This is a genomic window from Streptomyces sp. NPDC051219, from assembly GCF_040682335.1.
Lineage (GTDB): Bacteria > Actinomycetota > Actinomycetes > Streptomycetales > Streptomycetaceae > Streptomyces.
Map to the genome: position 1 here is coordinate 147,440 of NZ_JBFBAS010000003.1, position 15,877 is coordinate 163,316.

The window sequence follows — 15,877 nt, forward strand, 5'->3', positions numbered from 1 at the left end:
GGCGCGGAGGACCGGGATGGAGACGCGGTCCGCCAAGCCGGGTACGACCCGGCCCGCGCCGCCCCACCGGAAGATGGCGATCAGCTCAGGGCTTGCCGTCTTCCCGGTCTCGCTGCTGGGCAACGCGGTGCTCGGGCCGTACCTCACGCTATGCGGCCACACCGGACGTAAGCAGGCTGCTGTTGCGCCGCCGGCTCACTCGCTGAGGTTGGTGACCTGCAGCTCGCCGTCCGCGTACTGCCTGCGGATCACCTTTTTGTCGAATTTGCCCACACTTGTCTTCGGCACGGCCGGGATGATCGCCCAGCGCTCCGGCAGCTGCCACTTCGCGACGGACTCTCCGAGGAATGCCTTCAGGGACGCGTAGTCGGCGGTCGCGCCGTCCTTCAGCACCACCGTCGCGAGGGGGCGCTCGCCCCACTTCTCGTCGGGGACGGCAACAACCGCGGCCTCCGCCACCTCGGGGTGGGCCATGAGGGCGTTCTCGAGTTCGACGCTGGAGATCCATTCCCCACCGGACTTGATGACGTCCTTCGCCCGGTCGGTGAGGGTGAGGAAGCCGTCGTGGCTGATCACGCCGACGTCGCCGGTCTTCAGCCAGCCGTCCGCGCTGAACTTGTCCTCCGGGCGGAACGACTCACCGCCGGCGCCACCGTAGTACGCGCCCGCGATCCACGCGCCGCGCACCTCCAGCTCGCCCGCCGACTCGCCGTCCCAGGGCAGGATCTCGCCGCTGGGGCCGACCAGCCGGGCCTCGACACCGGCCGGGAAGCGGCCCTGGGTCACGCGGTACGGCCACTCCTCCTCGGCGGTCAGGCCGGCCGGCGGGTGGGCCATGGTGCCGAGCGGGGAGGTCTCCGTCATGCCCCAGGCGTGGCAGAGCCGTACGCCCAGCTTGTCGTACGCCTCCATCAGCGAGGGCGGACAGGCCGCGCCGCCGATGGTGACCTGCTTCATACAGGAGATGTCGCGGGGGTTCGCGGCCAGCTCGGCGAGGAGGCCCTGCCAGATGGTGGGGACGGCGGCGGCGTGCGAGGGCTGCTCCCGCTCGATCATCTCGGCCAGGGGTCCGGGCTGCAGGAACCGGTCGGGCATCAGCATGTTGATGCCGGTCATGAAGGTGGCGTGGGGGAGGCCCCAGGCGTTGACGTGGAACTGCGGCACGACGACGAGGGTGGTGTCCTTGCTCGTCAGCCCCATCGACTCGGCCATGTTGACCTGCATGGAATGCAGGTAGATGGAGCGGTGGGAGTAGACGACGCCCTTGGGGTCGCCGGTGGTGCCGGAGGTGTAGCACATGGCGGCGGCCTGGCGCTCGTCCAGCTCGGGCCAGTCGAAGGTGGTGGGGCGACCCGCGATCAGCTCCTCGTACTCGTGCACCTGCGGCGCGACACCGTCGAGGAGGGAGCGGTCGCCGGGGCCCGAGACGACCACGTGCTCGATGGTCGGAAGGTGCGGGAGCAGCGGGGCGAGCAGGGGCAGCAGGCTGCCGTTCGCGATGACGACGCGGTCGGCCGCGTGGTTGACGATCCAGACGAGCTGCTCCGGGGGCAGGCGGAGGTTGAGGGTGTGCAGGACCGCGCCCATCGAGGGGATCGCGAAGTACGCCTCGACGTGCTCCGCGTTGTTCCACATCAGGGTTGCGACGCGTTCGTCGCCGGTGACGCCGAGTCCGTCGCGCAGGGCGTTCGCGAGCTGGACGGCCCGCTCGCCGATCTCGGCGAAGCTCCGGCGCTGCGGCTCCGCTTCGCCGGTCCAGGTGGTGACCTGGGACCGTCCATGGATCGTCATCCCGTGGTTCAGAATGCGAGTGACGGTCAGTGGTACGTCCTGCATGGTGCTCAGCACGGCGTCCTCCCGGTGGGCGCGCGGTAATTTCCCCGGGGGATACCCCCCGGACCCCATGGCTAGTGGTGTGCAGATTCTGCGCACGTACCGCGCGGTATGTCACTACCCGGAAGTAGAAAGCTGGGACCCGGATCAGCGGACGGGCGACAGCTCCGGGTCCTCGCGGAGCTTGCCGAGCGCGCGGGAGACCGCGCTTTTGACCGTGCCGACGGAGACGCCGAGCACCTCGGCGGTCTGCGCCTCGCTCAGATCCTCGTAGTACCGCAGAACCACCATGGCCCGCTGGCGGTCGGGCAGCTTCATCACGGCGCACCACATCGCGTCGCGCAGTGCCTGCTGCTCGGCCGGATCGGGCGACGGGACAGCCTCCGGCTCCGGTAGCTCGTCGCAGGCGAACTCGTCGACCTTGCGCTTGCGCCACTGGGAGGTGCGCGTGTTCAGGAGGGCCCGGCGGACGTAGCCGTCGAGCGCACGGTGGTCCTCGATCCGCTCCCACGCGACGTACGTCTTGGTGAGCGCGGTCTGCAGCAGGTCTTCGGCGTCGCACGGGTTCGCGGTGAGCGAGCGAGCGGTGCGCAGTAGCACGGGGCCCCGGGCCCGTACGTACGAGGCGAACGACGGGTACGCGGATGCGTGCGTCGCTGCCTTGGATGCGCTGGTGCAGACTGGCGTGGTCATGGGTCCACGCTAGGAGCGGGTACTACCGTCGCGGATCGGCCCCAGGTCCCGAAGCGGTGTCCGCCTCAGGTTGTAGGAAGGGTGCGGGCCCCACCTCCTGAAGGTGGAGGAGACGGGTCTTCCTCACAGGGTTCGTCCCTGAGGGCTGCGCGGAGGGCTGAGCGCCGGCCGGTCACGCCGTCCCCTATGCCTCCGTGCCCAGGATCAGCCCGGAGGTGGGGACTCCGGTGCCGGCCGTCACCAGGGTGCGGGACGCGCCGGATATCTGGTTGACCGAGGTGCCTCGCAGCTGGCGGACCGCTTCCGCGATGCCGTTCATCCCGTGCAGATACGCCTCGCCGAGCTGCCCGCCGTGTGTGTTGAGCGGCAGCGCGTCGTCGGCGACGAACTCGGCGGCGTCTCCCGGATCGCAGAACCCGAACTCCTCCAGCTGCATCAGGACGAACGGCGTGAAGTGGTCGTACAGGATGCCCACATCGATGTCCGCTGGCCTTAGCCCCGACGTGCGCCAGAGCTGGCGGGCGACCACGCTCATCTCGGGCAGCCCGGTGAGGTCGTCGCGGTAGAAGCTGGTCATCTGCTCCTGGCCTCGGCCGGCGCCCTGCGCGGCCGCCAGGACCACGGCGGGCGGATGCGGCAGATCTCTGGCCCGCTCCACGCTGGTCACCACGACCGCCTGGCCGCCGTCCGTCTCCTGGCAGCAGTCGAGCAGCCGCAGCGGCTCGGCGATCCAGCGCGAGGCGGCGTGGTCGGCGAGGGTGATGGGTTTCTCGTAGAAGTAGGCGGCCGGGTTCCGCGCGGCATGGCGGCGGTCGGTGACGGCGACGTGGCCGAAGACTTCGGGGGCCAGGTTGTACGTATGCAGATAGCGCTGGGCGGCCATGGCGACCCAGGAGGCGGGGGTGAGCAGTCCGAACGGCAGTGACCAGCCGAGCGCAACGCCCTCGGCGGACGGTTCCCGGTGCTGGACGCCCGACCCGAACCGCCGTCCCGAGCGCTCGTTGAACGCCCGGTAGCAGACGACCACGTCGGCGACACCGGCCGCGACTGCGAGGGCCGCCTGCTGCACGGTCGCGCAGGCCGCCCCGCCGCCGTAATGGATGCGGGAGAAGAAGGACAGTTCACCCATTCCGGCTGCCTGGGCGACGGTGATCTCGGGGCTGGTGTCCATGGTGAACGTGACCATGCCGTCGACATCGGCGGGGGTGAGGCCGGCGTCGGCCAGAGCGGCCTGGACGGCCTCGACCGCGAGCGCCAGCTCACTGCGCCCGGATTCCTTGGAGAACACGGTCGCCCCGATGCCGGCAATGGCGGCCCGGCCGCCCAAAGAGTCCGCGCTGCGCACGCTCATCCGGTCTCCTCCGCAACGGGCACGGCGACGAGGTCGGGGGCGGGGGCGGGGGCGGGCGACCTCGGGCCCGGCGCGGCGACGGAGGCCGGCACGGCGTCGGCGAGGGGGGCGGCCAGGGCGACGACGTCCGGGTCGGGCACCGCGACGGTCACCGTGCCGCTCACGTGCTGCCCGATCCCGTTCGCTCCGACGACCCGCACCTGGGCCGTACCGTCCGGCTCGACGGAGGTGACGGTGCCGGTCAGCACCATGGTGTCGCCCGGGTAGTTGGGCGCGCCGAGCCGGATCGCGACCTTGCGGAGCGATGCTCGCGGCCCGAAGTGGTCGGTGATGTACCGGCCGACGAGGCCGTTGGTGGTGAGGATGTTCATGAAGATGTCAGGGGAGCCCTTCTCCTTGGCCGCCTCGACGTCGTGGTGCACGTCCTGGAAGTCCCGGGAGGCGACGGCTCCCGCGACGATCAGGATGCGGGTGATGGGGACGGTGAGCGGCGGAAGTGTGTCACCGGCTCTCATGCGCTGGCTCCTTTGCAAGCAACTGGCCGAGCTCGGCGAGGAGTTCTGCGCCGCAGCCGAGGTAGGCGTCCAACTGCCGGCCCCACAGGAAGTGCCGGTGGACCGGGTGGTCGAGGTCGGCCCCGGCCCCGCCGTGCAGATGCTGCCCGGCGTGCACCACGCGGGTTCCGGCCTCCGACGCCCACCAGCCGGCGGTCAGTGCCGCGGCGGCCGCGTCCTGTCCGGCGTCCAGGCGCCATGCGGCTTCGTACGCCGTGACGCGTATCGCCTCGGTGTCCATGAACGCGTCGGCGGCCCGCAGCAGGACTCCCTGGTTGGTGGAGAGTGGGCGGCCGAACTGCTCACGGGTGGAGGTGTGCGCGACGGCCCGCGCGAGCGAGCCCGCGCACACCCCCGCCTGCAGCCCGGCAAAGGCGGTACGGGCCGCCGTCAGCACAGAGGCGTAGGCACCGGAACCCTTCCCGGACCCGCTCCCGCCGACGTCGCCGCCACTCCCACCACCGCCGTCAGTCCCCGCGTCGCCGAGCCGTTCGGCGGGCGCTCCCGAGAGGGTGAGCCGCCCGGCCGACCACGGCGCTGTGGTCTCCACCGGTTCGACCGTCACGGCGTCGCCCATGGTCCGTACGAACCACAGCGCCCTCTCGGCGTCGGGTACCAGCACATGGGTCGCGTCCCGCAGCCACGGCACGGGGGACACGGTGCCGGTCAGCCTCCCGGCGGTATCGGCACGCACCGCCGCTCCGCGGGCGGGAAACGCCCCGGTGGCGACGGCGGTGCCGTCCCGCAGGTCCGGCAGGAGGCGCGCGCGCTGCTCGTCCGTGCCGTGCGCGGCGACCGCCAGCAGGCCGTACACACCGGTCGCGGCGAGAGGAACCTGCGCCGTCGTCCGGCCCTGCTCCTCCAGGAGCAGCACCAGGCCGAGCAGCCCGATGTCCTCGGTGGCGGCTGCCAGCCCCGCCACACACAGGGCCTTCCACAGCTCGGCGTCCGTACCGGTCCCGGCGGCCGACAGCCGCTCGTGGGTGGAGAAGTCGCCGAAGATCCGCGCGGCCAGCTCCTGCGCGGCCAGCTGCTCATCCGAGGGCGTGAAGTCCATGTCAGCTCCCGGTTCCTCGGAAGACCGGCAGCTCCCAGTCCTCGTCCACGCGCAGGAACTCCAGTCGTACGGGCATCCCGACCCGCACCTTGTCGTACGGCACCCCGATCACATTGCTGACCATCCGCACGCCCTCCGCGAGCTCGATCAGCCCGACCGTGTAGGGCGGGTCGAACGCCGGAAAAGGAGGGTGGTGCATGACGACATACGAGTAGACCGTCCCGGCGCCACTGGCCTCGACCGCCTCCCACTCCTGTGAGCCGCAGGCATTGCACCCCGGCAGCCATGGGAAGCGGAGCGTCCTGCACAGGCCGCACCGCTGGATGAGCAACTTGTGCTCGGCGACTCCGTCCCAGAATCCGGCGTTGTCCCTATTGATCACCGGCCGCGGCCGCTGGACCTTCGGTTTCTGCCGGGCGGGCGCGTACTTGAGGATCCGGAAGCGGTGCGTCCCTGCCAACTCCCCGTTCGCCCGGACATCCATCCGCGTCGTGACGAAGTGTCCGGTGCCCAGCTTGGTCGTCTTGCGCGCCGAGACCGACTCGATCACCGCGTCGAAGGTGATCCGGTCCCCCGGGCACAGCGGCTTCAGATACTCCTGTTCGCAGTCGGTCGCGACCACCGAGGTGTACCCGCCGCCGTCGAGCAGACCGAACAGCTCGTCGTACGCCGAAGACCGGTCCGTGTGCCCGGACAGTCCGCCCATCGTCCAGGCCTGCAGCATCGTCGGCGGCGCCGTCTCCGGGTAGGCCGGGCTGGTGTCCCCCATCGCTTCGCACCAGTGCCTGATCATCGGCTCGTTGACGATGTCCTTGCCCACACCCGAGGTCGCGGCGGCCAGCCCTTCGTACGCCTTCAGCCGCTCGTAGAGGTCATCGCTGTCCCTGCTCACCGCGGCCCCCGCCTTCTCACTCACCGCCGCCCCCTCTTCATGCCGAGCCGCATCGTCGCGACGATCTCCCGCTGCACCTCGCTCACCCCGCCCCCAAAGGTGTTGATCTGTGCCGCCCGGTTCATCCGCTCCAGCTCCCCGTCCATGAAGGACCCCGGCGAGCCCGCGCGGAGCAGCCCTGCCTCTCCGACAATTTCCTGACACATTCGATACACCGCCACGCCGCTTTCGGTTCCCAGAAACTTGACGCCACTCGCGTCGCCCGGTGCGAGCGTGCCCGCCCCCACGTCCCCGACCAGCCGCCAGTTGAGCAGCCGTACCGCGGCCAGCCGGGCGTGCACCTCGGCCAGGCGCCCCTGCACCCACGGCCGGTCCGCCGGTCGTTCCCCGCTCACCGGGTCGGGGGTGCGCGCGTGGTCGAGTGCCGCCGCGTAGAAGTCCTCGGCCTGCATGCCGATCGCCGCGAGCGCCACCCGCTCGTGGTTGAGCTGGTTGGTGATCAGCCCCCAGCCGCCGTTCTCCTCGCCCACCAGGTTTCCGGCCGGCACACGTATCGCGTCGTAGTACGTGGTCGTGGTCGTCTGCCCGCCCACCGTCTCGACGGGGGTCCAAGAGAAGCCGGGCGCGTCGGTCGGCACCAGGATGATCGAAATGCCGCGGTGCTTCGGGGCCTGCGGATCCGTTCGGCAGGCGAGCCAGATCCAGTCGGCGTTCTGGGCGTTGCTGGTGAAGCTCTTCTGGCCCTCGATCAGCCACTGGCGGCCTTCGCGGACGGCCCGCGTGCGCAGCGACGCAAGATCGGTCCCGGCCTCGGGCTCGCTGTATCCGATGGCGAAGACGATCTCTCCGCGCAGGATGCGCGGCAGGAAGAAGTCCTTCTGCTCGTCCGTCCCGTACTTCATCAGGGTCGGACCGACCGTGTTGAGAGTGACCATCGAGACGGGCGCGCCGGCGCGGTACGCCTCGTCGAAAAAGACGAACTGTTCGTCGGCGCCCCGTCCCTGTCCGCCGTACTCGACGGGCCAGCCCAGTCCGAGCATCCTGTCGGCGCCCATGCGCCGCAGCAGCGCGCGCTGTTGCGCGGCGTCCTCGACGGCTTCCCGGGGCATGACGTCACGGAAGTACAAGCGCAGTTCCGCGCGCAGCCGCAACTGGCGGTCGGTGGGAGCGAGATGCACAGCGGCTGCCTCCCGGGCTCACGGAACAGTATTTCTGACTGTCCGTCAGATGCCTGTCCGCTGTCAAGGCGGGCGACCGGGACCGAATCCCCGTCGAGACCACAACGGCCCGCGCGACGGGACCGGTGTCCCGTCGCGCAGGCAGTCACTCATCACGCATCCCCGATGCAGCCCCTCCCCGGGCCGGTCCCTACCACCAGAAGTTGGTGAAGTTCACCACGATGTTCTCGTTGGACTGCTCGATCGCGGTCAGGCCGGAACCGTTCGCCTGGGCAGTGTTGTTCTGGTTGGACGCACCGGATCCGGTCGCCACCTGCTGCGAGGTGGACGAGTTGCCTCCGTTGTTGCCGCCGACACCACTGCCGACGATGGACGCCACGCTCGCGTTCGATCCGTTGTCCGCGAACGAACCGTTGTCGGCCTGTGCGACGCCTGTGAAGAGGGCGGCGGCGAGGGGCAGCGATGCGGCAGCGGCGAGGACGCGGGCGGTACGGATGCTTGCCATGTCAATTCCTCCAGGAACCAGAAGTGCGGCTTGTCCCGAGGCAGTTGGCCGACCGCCTCAGTCGTGGTGTTCGACGTCGCGAGTCCAGAGTTGCCCACCGAATCCCCGTCGAACCACCCCGGACGCCCTGATTCCCCCGCAAGCATGAGGAACCGCCGATAAACCCCCGACACGCCGACGAAGCCGCAGCTCACACCCCAATGGCCGGGTCCGCCCGGCGCCCCCAAGGGATGAAGCGTTTCGGCACATTCTCGGCCAATCGCCCCGAGGCCTCCCCCTCTTCCTTTCTTCGAACGTGTGTACGAAAATAAATCCATGGCAACCACCGACCGCCATGCACACACGCTCGCGCTCGCCCACGCGCTCTCCGCCGCCGAGCGCGGGCTCCCCGTCATCCCCCTGTCCCGCACCAAACTCCCGGCACTCCGCTCACCGCACCGGGCATCCTCGTACCGCGAAAATCCCGGGCCGGTGCTCTGCCGCGGCGAATGCGGCCGTCCGGGGCACGGCGTCCACGACGCCACCACGGACCCGGTCGTCATTCGCGCGCTCTTCCGCGCCGCTCCCTGGGCCACCGGCTACGGCATCGCCTGCGGCCGGCCCCCGCACCACCTGATCGGCATAGACCTCGACACCACATCGGGGCCGGACGCCACGGAGAGCACTGCCGCCCTCCAGCATCTGGCCCTGCGCCACCTCTTCACCGTCCCGAGAACGGTCACTGTCCTCACCCCCAGCGGCGGCCGCCATCTCTGGCTCACCGGCCCACCAGACGTGGTCGTTCCGAATTCCGCCGGCCGCCTCGCACCCGGCATCGACATCCGCGGCACCGGCGGCTACCTGGTCGGCCCGGGCTCGCTTGCCACCCACGGCATCTACCGGCTGGCGCCCGGCACCTCACATCTCGTGCCCGCACCCTGCCCCGGCGCACTTCTTCGTCTTCTCACGCCCCCACCGCGCTCCCACCACTCCGCGGGCCGGCCCCCACAGGGACACGGTCTGGTGCAGTTCGTGCTGGCGGCTCACGAGGGCCAGCGCAACACGCGGCTGTTCTGGGCGGCTTGCCGTGCGTACGAAAACGGTCTCGGGGAAACGCTCGCGGACTCCCTCACCGAGGCTGCCGTCCGCACGGGACTCTCCGAACAGGAGGCCCGCGCCACGATCGCCTCCGCGGCGCGCCTGACTGCGGCGCCCTGAGCCGCGACGCTCATCGGGCGTGCGTCAGACGCGCTGGAAGTGCGCCAGGCCCGCGTCACCGGCACCGGTCGCAGCATCCGCACCGGTCGCGTCACCGGCACCGGTTCCGTCGGCGGACAGCCTGCGTGCGGAGGGCGAAGCGTTGTGCGCCTCAGCTCGGATACGCTGCTTGATGGTGGGAGGCAGGGCCGTGTTCCGTGACAGCGCCCGCCGCGCTGCGGGCACACGCGGCTCCTGGGCACGGACGGCACGCTTTCGCGGGGCCGCGGGGACGGCGGGCTGCTGAGCCGGAACGGCGGCGGTGGCCCTGGTCGCGAAGCCCAGTGCGGCGAAGAGCGCGACCAGCGCGCCGAGGAAGGCGGTCCACATCGTCTTGACCTTGTTTGCTGCCATGACGGTCCCTCACTTTCGAGCGGAGCGATCTACATACCTTTCTCATGATGTGTACGCATCTCGGGATCCGCCGGAGCGACGCCGCCGGTGCGCCGATATTCCGATGAACACCACCCGCTCGGCCCAGCCGGGCCGCTACCCCGGTGGAGCAGCCACAAGCCGCGAGCCCGGCGCGCGGCATGCGCCGCCGCCCGGCAGGGCCCGGGTGCGCCAAGGGCGGTCCGGGCTCAACCTGGATGGAGGGGCGCCGCAAGTCGAGAGCTGAGTCCTCGGAGACCGCCATGACCATCCACAAGCTCGGACCCGTCACCGTTCTGGGTGACTGCCTCGAGGTCCCCGGGATCGGCTATCTCCCGGTCAACGCCTTTGTTCTGCACGCCGCCCAGCCTGTCGTCGTCGACACCGGCCTCAGCCTCCCGGACCGCAACTTCTTGGAGGCACTGGGCTCGGTCCTCGACCCCGCCGACGTACGGTGGATCTGGCTCACCCACCCCGACCGCGACCACACCGGGGGCCTGTTCGACCTGCTCGCCGCGGCTCCCGAAGCACGGGTGGTGACCACGTTCATCGCGGCCGGAATCATGTCCACCGAGCGGCCTCTGCCGCTCGACCGCCTCTGGCTGCTCAACCCCGGCCAGGTCCTGGACGTCGGCGACCGTACGCTCAGGGCGTTCCGGCCGCCCCTCTTCGACAACCCCGCCACCGTCGGTTTCTACGACGAGCGCACGCGGGCGTGCTTCAGCTCGGACTGCTTCGGCGCGCCCCTGGCCAGTGCAGAGCTCGCCACCGGCGCCGACGCCGGTGCTGTCTCCGCCGAGGATCTGCGCGCCGGACAACTGCTCTGGGCCACCGTGGACAGCCCCTGGGTCCGCATCGTCGACACCGACAAGTACCTCGCGACGATCCAGCCCCTGCGGGTTATGGACCCCGAGATCGTGCTGAGCACCCACCTGCCGCCCGCCGTGTGCCTCGCTCCGCGCATGATCGACACGATCGCCCGGGCACCCGAGGCGGATCCTTTCACGGGCCCGGACCAGCAGGCGTTGGAGCGGATGCTCGCCGACTTCGAACCGCGCGTTGTCACGTGACGGAGGCCCTCGACTCGGCCCTCGGAGCGCGCCTCCGGCTCCGGAGCCGCTTCGGCCGCCTTCGTCTCCGTCAGGACTTCAGGTGGCTGAACCCCACCTCGAAGCGTTCGACCGAGACGATCCGCTGGCCTTCACGTCGTGCGGCTTCCTCGCGGATCCGAGTGGCCAAGTCCTCGCTCTCCTCCATGGCCTCCTCGTCCTCCCACAAGGTCAGAGTCCTGGCCTTCCCGGAGGCGCGGTCGACGAGGTAGTAAACGCCCCGGAACCCGGGAAGCGTCTGCACCTGCTGGACCAGCATTTCCGAGATCGCGCCCAGGTCACCCTCCGCGGGCACGGGTGACCCCTGATAGGTGCTCAGCCTCGCGAACATCGCCACCGCCTTCCCAGCCGCCTGCCGGTCGGTCGACCGGCAGCTCCAGGACCAGCGTGCTCCGGCAGCCCGCGCGCCGCATGCCGAGAATCCCCGTACGCCCGGCGTCCCGGCACACCTGCGCGGCATGGCGCGAGCTGCGCGAGGGGCGGGACGCGCGGGCGTTCCATACCTTCGAGGGGTGAGTCCGCGCGCCCGCCCCACCCCGAGGGGCGTACCGGTATGGCGGTCCCGCGGTGGCGATATGTGGGCCGGCGACGAGTGGGTGCGCCGTTTCAGAGGCGCTGACGAGGTACTCGGCCTGGTTCCGCTGGGTGCAGAGCCCCAGTACAGCTGCGCGAGGTCGTCCGGGGCTCGGTGCGGACAACCCCCGGCGGCCTGCGCGGCGATCATGACGTTGATGGCACGTTGGCTCTCGGCGGCAGCGGGACTGGGGTGCCGATGCCTTGGTTGGTCGCGGCCTGGCGCGGATGGGCGGTCGGGCGTCCAGTCGTCGGGAAACGGCGCTTCCAGGGCGTCCAGGATGCGCTGCGAGACAGCGCCCATCCTGCCGCCTGGCGAAGCTGAGACCAACTGAGTCAGGTCGTGCAGCACTCGGTGTGCTGTCGTGCGGCTGCGGACCGCACCGAGCGCTGACACCGTGGCCGCGGCTCGCCGGATTCATGGTGGACCGGCAGTCAGCCTGCCGGGACATCGTGCCTGGCCAAGGCACGATGGAGTCATGCGGACCCGGGCTGTACTTGTTTATGACGGCGACTGTGCCTTCTGCACGACCTCGGTGACGTTCCTCGAGCGCCACCTGCGACCCCCCTGCGCCATCACTCCGTGGCAGTTCGCGGATCTGCGCTCCCTTGACATCACCCAGCAGCGAGCCGAGTCCGAGCTCCTGTGGATCACGCCGACCGGCGCTGTGTACGGCGGCAGTCAGGCTGTCGCCAAACTTCTGCTGGGGGCGGGCAAGGGGTGGGCCGTCCCCGGGGCACTGCTCTCCCTGCCTCCCCTTCGCTGGATCGCCCACGACGCCTACCGGCTCGTTGCGAAGAACCGCGACCGCATGCCGGGCGGGACACCGGCCTGCGCCCTCCCGGCAAACCGCAGGCCGGGGCAGCGTCCTCCCGAAGAGTAGGGTGCCGCCCGCGCCTGGCACCCAGTGTCTCCGCCGCCCTGCGACAGCGGAGCGACCGTGTCGCTCAGCTCTGGTCGGACGCGAGTCCGGGAGGGAGCGGCGTCCTTCTGCCCCGCTGCAGTGGCTCGATGCTTCGGGCCGGGTACCCCGGGCCTGCCCTGCGGAGGTACGGATCCGGGTCCCGCGGCTCGCCCGGTTTGCGGCCGCCATACGCCTGTCCGCCGTGCTGCGCGGGGCCACATGAAGGAACACCATGACGACATGCACCAGAGTCGTCACCGGACACCGGAGCACAGCGGTGCACAGCACCGATTGATTTCAACGCCCGGGCACGCCCGGGCACGCCAGGGCCGCGCCCGGCGTGGCTGCTTCGTCATGACGTCCCTGAGAGACCGGACAGGAATCGGACTGCTGGAGTTCCTTCACGTCCTCTGATTCAATTCCCGCCCACCCTGTCTTTCTCATATCAGCTATTCGCGCCTGAACTTTCTGCGGACTCTCACCGACGGCGCGCGGCGGAGTCTATGAGGACTCCGCCGCCCGCCGTCCCGTAGCCTCCGGGGCCGTCGTGGCTCGAGGGTAGGTTTTACAGGTCCGGCGCTCTGTGATTCCCAAGCTCAGAGCGCGGGTTCGATTCCCGTCACCCGCTCCAGCAGAAAGCCCCAGGCCAGCGGCCCGGGGCTTTCGTCTAGACCGCACTAACTAAGCGTCTCGTGCCATATCCGTGCCAGAGCACGAGGCGCTTGCGCGCTGCCGACTTGGTGTCGCTGAGGGCACGTTGCCCGGTCGTCTGCTCGGATGCGCCCATGCGCACGCGATGGTCATGGCGTGCGCGGAACTCCTCTTCGCCCGTGCCCCGGTAGTCGGACGTCACTTCCCACGCGGTTCAGGCCGCGAGGCCACCAGGGTGCCGTCGGCAGGGTTCAAGCCAGTACGGCGGTCATTGCGCCAGCGATGATCGCGGCGGCAGCGAAGCCGAGCATCCCACGCCGTACCACTGCGTTGATCAGCAGGCCAGAACTGGGGAAAGGCCAGGCACGAACAGTGGCTTCCGCCTTGAGGTTCCCGGGCAAGGACGTTCGCTCGCCACAGCTGCCCACACCGGCTGCACTCGCCGTCGTCGTGCACGGGCGAATCAAGCCAGTACGCACCCAGCAGCCACGGAACGGGGATCTGAGTCGTTTCGCGGTCGAAGTACGAGTCCACGCCTTCCCAACGAGGTCTTCGGATCCTGGGAACGGCACTCACTGCTGTCGCAATCAAATCGTCACCCTGACGATTGCCGCTTTGGGGAGGATGAGGGGCCGGAATGCCCAAGGGCCCTCCCTTCGGCGGGCCTGGGTTGCGGCGGTACCGCGGCGGGTGCTGTCACGGGCGAGGCTCCCGCTCCCGTGGCACCTGTGGGCCAGGGGATGCGCTGCCACAGCCGTCCCAGGGAGCGGTAGAACCGGTCCGGCAGGAACACGGCATCGGCAACGATCATCGCCCCGGAGAAGACCGGCAGACCCATGAGCACCCCGATATTCACGTGCATGCCGAGCAGCAGGATGAGGACGGGGTATTTGAGTCTGCCGAACAGGACGAACGGAAAGGCGACCTGCACCAGCACCGTCAGGTAGCCGACGACGGCGATCAGTACGTGATGGCCGTCGATCATCTGGGACAGCTCGGGCCAGGGCCGGAACAGGTCGATGTTCAGGACGTAATGGAGGGCGGTGCCGTCGCGCCAAGTGGGGCCCTGCACCTTGTACAGGCCCGCGCATCCGTAGAGGAAGCAGACCTGGGCGGCGATGACGAACATGCCGCAGTTGTGCAGCACGGTGGTCAAGACGTTGCGGGCGTCGCCAAGTTGGTGCCGGAGACCGCCGCCGCGCGGGCCCGCCGTCTTGCCCGCCGATGCTTGGAGCCGGGTCCTGCGTGCGTCGAGGGACCAGCGCCGGCCGCACGCCGTGAAGACGAGGTAGACGGCCATGAGGACCATGAGATTGTCCCCGCCGTCCGCCATGTAGATCGCCTTGGCGTGGAACGACACCACCACGACCGCGAACAGCACGGACACTGCCCGGGTCCGCCAGCCCAGCAAGAACAGCGCACACGTGACGAGAGCCACGGCGTAGCAGACCTCGAAGTACACCCGGCTGTCGGACAGGGTGAGGACACTGACCCACCCGCTCTGGTCAAACATCTGTCTGGCCAGCGCGGGCGTCCACGGTGAACCGGGGCCCCACATATCGTCGCGGTGGGGAAACTCGCGGAGCAGGAAAGCGAGATAGAGCAGCCCGTACCCGATGCGCAACGCCGCCGCCGCGTACAGGGAGACCGGCCGCTCGGTCAGGAGGACGAGGAACGCATGGACCCGGTCGAGTACGCGCTGCGGCGTGCGTACGGCCGCCCGCCCGGTGGTGCGTCGGGACGCTGTGGACGCCGCGACCGGTGCCTGCTCAGTTCGTTCCATGCGAGGCCACCTTCCACCAGGGCAGATACCGGGTTTCGACCCGCGGCGGTGCCGCGGCGGCCGGGCGGAAACCGCCCGCTGCACCGGGCGCGGCGATTGGCAGCGTGATCACCCGCAGCTGGATGGACTCGAAGGTGCCGCCACGTTGGGCAACGACGCGATCCACTGCGATGTTGCGCAGATACTTTTCAATCATCAGAGCCCGCTCCGAGCGCGGCTGGTTATCGCCGCCGTGCGTTTTGAGGTAGGAATTCCAGGCCTGGCGCATCATGTTCTGTGCCGTATGGCTCGGGAAGACGTTGTGCTTGACGGCGGAATCGTCCATAGCGGTCAGATCGATCCAGCCGCTCACCTGTGCGGTGCCGTCCGGTGCTGTCCCCCTGGTCCTCGCCGAGATCTGCCGGTTGAACGACTGCGGATTCGGGGCGAAGAGCCGCCAGTTCTGCTCGAACACGGGCAGGACCCATGCCTTGATCTGCCGGCTGTACGCCTGCGAAATGGCGTTCGGGGGCGCAACGTGCAGAAACACCAGGAGCACATGGACCAGGGCCACTGCCAGACAGAGGGCCACCGCGGCTCCCGTTCCCGCGCTCAGCGGGTGGGGTGGCCCTGAAATCCCACGGCTCCTACGCGGTTCCCCGCCACCGTCCTGCGCTGCCGGCTCAGCGCCGCTCCGTTGCGATTGCTTCACATTCGTCGACTTAACGCCGCCCAGCACGGTCCCACCCGGTCCTTCCCATCCCGACTGCTCGCACCTGCTTCTCCCTGCTTCCGCGGGCGGCGCGCGACGGAATCGATGACGATCCGCCGCGCGCCACCCGCCCACTCACGTGTGGGGGCGACTATCTGTGCGCGCACTCCGCCGAAGGGACCTACGCGCGACTCGCTGCTCCCACCGAACTGCGGGGGAAGAACTCACTCAGTGAGCGTGCACTTTGTGCACATCGCGCTTCCCCTTGTCCTTCTCCTTGTGCTTCCCCTTGGGCTTCGCCTTGTCCTTCTCCTTGGGCTTCGCCTTGTGCTTCTCCTTGTGCTTCTCCTTGTGCTTCGCCTTGTGCTTCTCCTTGTGCTTGCCGGGCTGGGGGCCCGTCATGTCATGACCGGTCGTAGCAGCGTCGTAGCCGCCGGTCGCAGCAGCGTCGTAGCCGCCGGTCGCAGCAGCAGCAGCGTCAGCACCTGCAGCGT

General features: G+C 69.6%; 16 protein-coding genes. 3 read left to right on the forward strand and 13 right to left on the reverse strand.

Annotation, left to right across the window (positions count from 1 at the left end; all coding sequences use genetic code 11):
• Positions 1–195: 195 nt before the first annotated feature.
• From AB0M62_RS05640 to AB0M62_RS05675, 8 genes are all read right to left on the reverse strand, one after another.
• Positions 196–1,848: a long-chain fatty acid--CoA ligase gene (locus AB0M62_RS05640; protein ID WP_366072823.1), complete on the reverse strand. Its 1,653-nt coding sequence runs from the start codon at positions 1,846–1,848 to the stop codon at positions 196–198.
• Between the two features lie 132 nt (positions 1,849–1,980).
• Positions 1,981–2,526: a SigE family RNA polymerase sigma factor gene (locus AB0M62_RS05645; protein WP_366072824.1), complete on the reverse strand. Its 546-nt coding sequence runs from the start codon at positions 2,524–2,526 to the stop codon at positions 1,981–1,983.
• A gap of 184 nt (positions 2,527–2,710) precedes the next feature.
• Positions 2,711–3,877: a lipid-transfer protein gene (locus AB0M62_RS05650; RefSeq protein ID WP_366072825.1), complete on the reverse strand. Its 1,167-nt coding sequence runs from the start codon at positions 3,875–3,877 to the stop codon at positions 2,711–2,713.
• On the reverse strand, positions 3,874–4,392 hold the full coding sequence (locus tag AB0M62_RS05655) for a MaoC family dehydratase (RefSeq protein ID WP_366072826.1): 519 nt from the start codon (positions 4,390–4,392) through the stop codon (positions 3,874–3,876). The genes AB0M62_RS05650 and AB0M62_RS05655 overlap by 4 nt, the downstream gene beginning before the upstream one ends.
• On the reverse strand, positions 4,379–5,488 hold the full coding sequence (locus AB0M62_RS05660) for an acyl-CoA dehydrogenase family protein (protein ID WP_366072827.1): 1,110 nt from the start codon (positions 5,486–5,488) through the stop codon (positions 4,379–4,381). Before AB0M62_RS05660 ends, AB0M62_RS05655 begins: the two co-directional genes overlap by 14 nt.
• Before the next feature lies 1 nt (position 5,489).
• Positions 5,490–6,404: a bifunctional MaoC family dehydratase N-terminal/OB-fold nucleic acid binding domain-containing protein gene (locus AB0M62_RS05665; protein WP_366072828.1), complete on the reverse strand. Its 915-nt coding sequence runs from the start codon at positions 6,402–6,404 to the stop codon at positions 5,490–5,492.
• On the reverse strand, positions 6,401–7,558 hold the full coding sequence (locus tag AB0M62_RS05670; RefSeq protein WP_366072829.1) for an acyl-CoA dehydrogenase family protein: 1,158 nt from the start codon (positions 7,556–7,558) through the stop codon (positions 6,401–6,403). The genes AB0M62_RS05665 and AB0M62_RS05670 overlap by 4 nt, the downstream gene beginning before the upstream one ends.
• A gap of 190 nt (positions 7,559–7,748) precedes the next feature.
• Entirely contained in the window at positions 7,749–8,063 is a 315-nt protein-coding gene (locus AB0M62_RS05675; protein ID WP_366072830.1) for a hypothetical protein, read from the reverse strand.
• A gap of 315 nt (positions 8,064–8,378) precedes the next feature.
• On the opposite strand from AB0M62_RS05675, the gene AB0M62_RS05680 reads away from it, so the two are divergent.
• Positions 8,379–9,260, forward strand: a complete 882-nt coding sequence (locus AB0M62_RS05680; protein WP_366072831.1) for a bifunctional DNA primase/polymerase — start codon at positions 8,379–8,381, stop codon at positions 9,258–9,260.
• A 24-nt stretch (positions 9,261–9,284) separates the two neighbouring features.
• On the opposite strand, the gene AB0M62_RS05685 is transcribed toward AB0M62_RS05680, so the two are convergent.
• Entirely contained in the window at positions 9,285–9,653 is a 369-nt protein-coding gene (locus AB0M62_RS05685; protein ID WP_366072832.1) for a DUF6344 domain-containing protein, read from the reverse strand.
• A gap of 281 nt (positions 9,654–9,934) precedes the next feature.
• On the opposite strand from AB0M62_RS05685, the gene AB0M62_RS05690 reads away from it, so the two are divergent.
• The gene (locus AB0M62_RS05690; RefSeq protein ID WP_366072833.1) at positions 9,935–10,741 is read left to right on the forward strand and encodes an MBL fold metallo-hydrolase; all 807 of its coding nucleotides are present in this window, start codon (positions 9,935–9,937) and stop codon (positions 10,739–10,741) included.
• A 70-nt stretch (positions 10,742–10,811) separates the two neighbouring features.
• Here AB0M62_RS05690 and AB0M62_RS05695 read toward each other — a convergent pair whose 3' ends face one another.
• Entirely contained in the window at positions 10,812–11,111 is a 300-nt protein-coding gene (locus tag AB0M62_RS05695) for a hypothetical protein (protein WP_366072834.1), read from the reverse strand.
• 721 nt (positions 11,112–11,832) lie between these two features.
• On the opposite strand from AB0M62_RS05695, the gene AB0M62_RS05700 reads away from it, so the two are divergent.
• Positions 11,833–12,237, forward strand: coding sequence for a DUF393 domain-containing protein (locus AB0M62_RS05700; RefSeq protein WP_366072835.1), 405 nt, complete (start codon positions 11,833–11,835; stop codon positions 12,235–12,237).
• 1,267 nt (positions 12,238–13,504) lie between these two features.
• Here AB0M62_RS05700 and AB0M62_RS05705 read toward each other — a convergent pair.
• The 3 genes from AB0M62_RS05705 to AB0M62_RS05715 form a co-directional block, all read right to left on the reverse strand.
• Entirely contained in the window at positions 13,505–14,692 is a 1,188-nt protein-coding gene (locus AB0M62_RS05705; RefSeq protein ID WP_366072836.1) for an HTTM domain-containing protein, read from the reverse strand.
• The gene (locus AB0M62_RS05710; protein ID WP_366072837.1) at positions 14,679–15,263 is read right to left on the reverse strand and encodes a DUF5819 family protein; all 585 of its coding nucleotides are present in this window, start codon (positions 15,261–15,263) and stop codon (positions 14,679–14,681) included. Before AB0M62_RS05710 ends, AB0M62_RS05705 begins: the two co-directional genes overlap by 14 nt.
• Before the next feature lie 348 nt (positions 15,264–15,611).
• A partial coding sequence (locus tag AB0M62_RS05715) for a hypothetical protein (RefSeq protein ID WP_366072838.1) occupies positions 15,612–15,877 on the reverse strand: 266 nt, incomplete at its 5' end.

Excerpts from the sequence above, each read along its gene's own strand:
- AB0M62_RS05645 (WP_366072824.1), bottom strand. The coding sequence starts at position 2,526 with ATGACCACGCCAGTCTGCACCAGCGCATCCAAGGCAGCGACGCACGCA.
- AB0M62_RS05650 (WP_366072825.1), bottom strand. The coding sequence starts at position 3,877 with ATGAGCGTGCGCAGCGCGGACTCTTTGGGCGGCCGGGCCGCCATTGCC.
- AB0M62_RS05655 (WP_366072826.1), bottom strand. The coding sequence starts at position 4,392 with ATGAGAGCCGGTGACACACTTCCGCCGCTCACCGTCCCCATCACCCGC.
- AB0M62_RS05660 (WP_366072827.1), bottom strand. The coding sequence starts at position 5,488 with ATGGACTTCACGCCCTCGGATGAGCAGCTGGCCGCGCAGGAGCTGGCC.
- AB0M62_RS05675 (WP_366072830.1), bottom strand. The coding sequence starts at position 8,063 with ATGGCAAGCATCCGTACCGCCCGCGTCCTCGCCGCTGCCGCATCGCTG.
- AB0M62_RS05680 (WP_366072831.1), top strand. The coding sequence starts at position 8,379 with ATGGCAACCACCGACCGCCATGCACACACGCTCGCGCTCGCCCACGCG.
- AB0M62_RS05685 (WP_366072832.1), bottom strand. The coding sequence starts at position 9,653 with ATGGCAGCAAACAAGGTCAAGACGATGTGGACCGCCTTCCTCGGCGCG.
- AB0M62_RS05690 (WP_366072833.1), top strand. The coding sequence starts at position 9,935 with ATGACCATCCACAAGCTCGGACCCGTCACCGTTCTGGGTGACTGCCTC.
- AB0M62_RS05695 (WP_366072834.1), bottom strand. The coding sequence starts at position 11,111 with ATGTTCGCGAGGCTGAGCACCTATCAGGGGTCACCCGTGCCCGCGGAG.
- AB0M62_RS05700 (WP_366072835.1), top strand. The coding sequence starts at position 11,833 with ATGCGGACCCGGGCTGTACTTGTTTATGACGGCGACTGTGCCTTCTGC.
- AB0M62_RS05705 (WP_366072836.1), bottom strand. The coding sequence starts at position 14,692 with ATGGAACGAACTGAGCAGGCACCGGTCGCGGCGTCCACAGCGTCCCGA.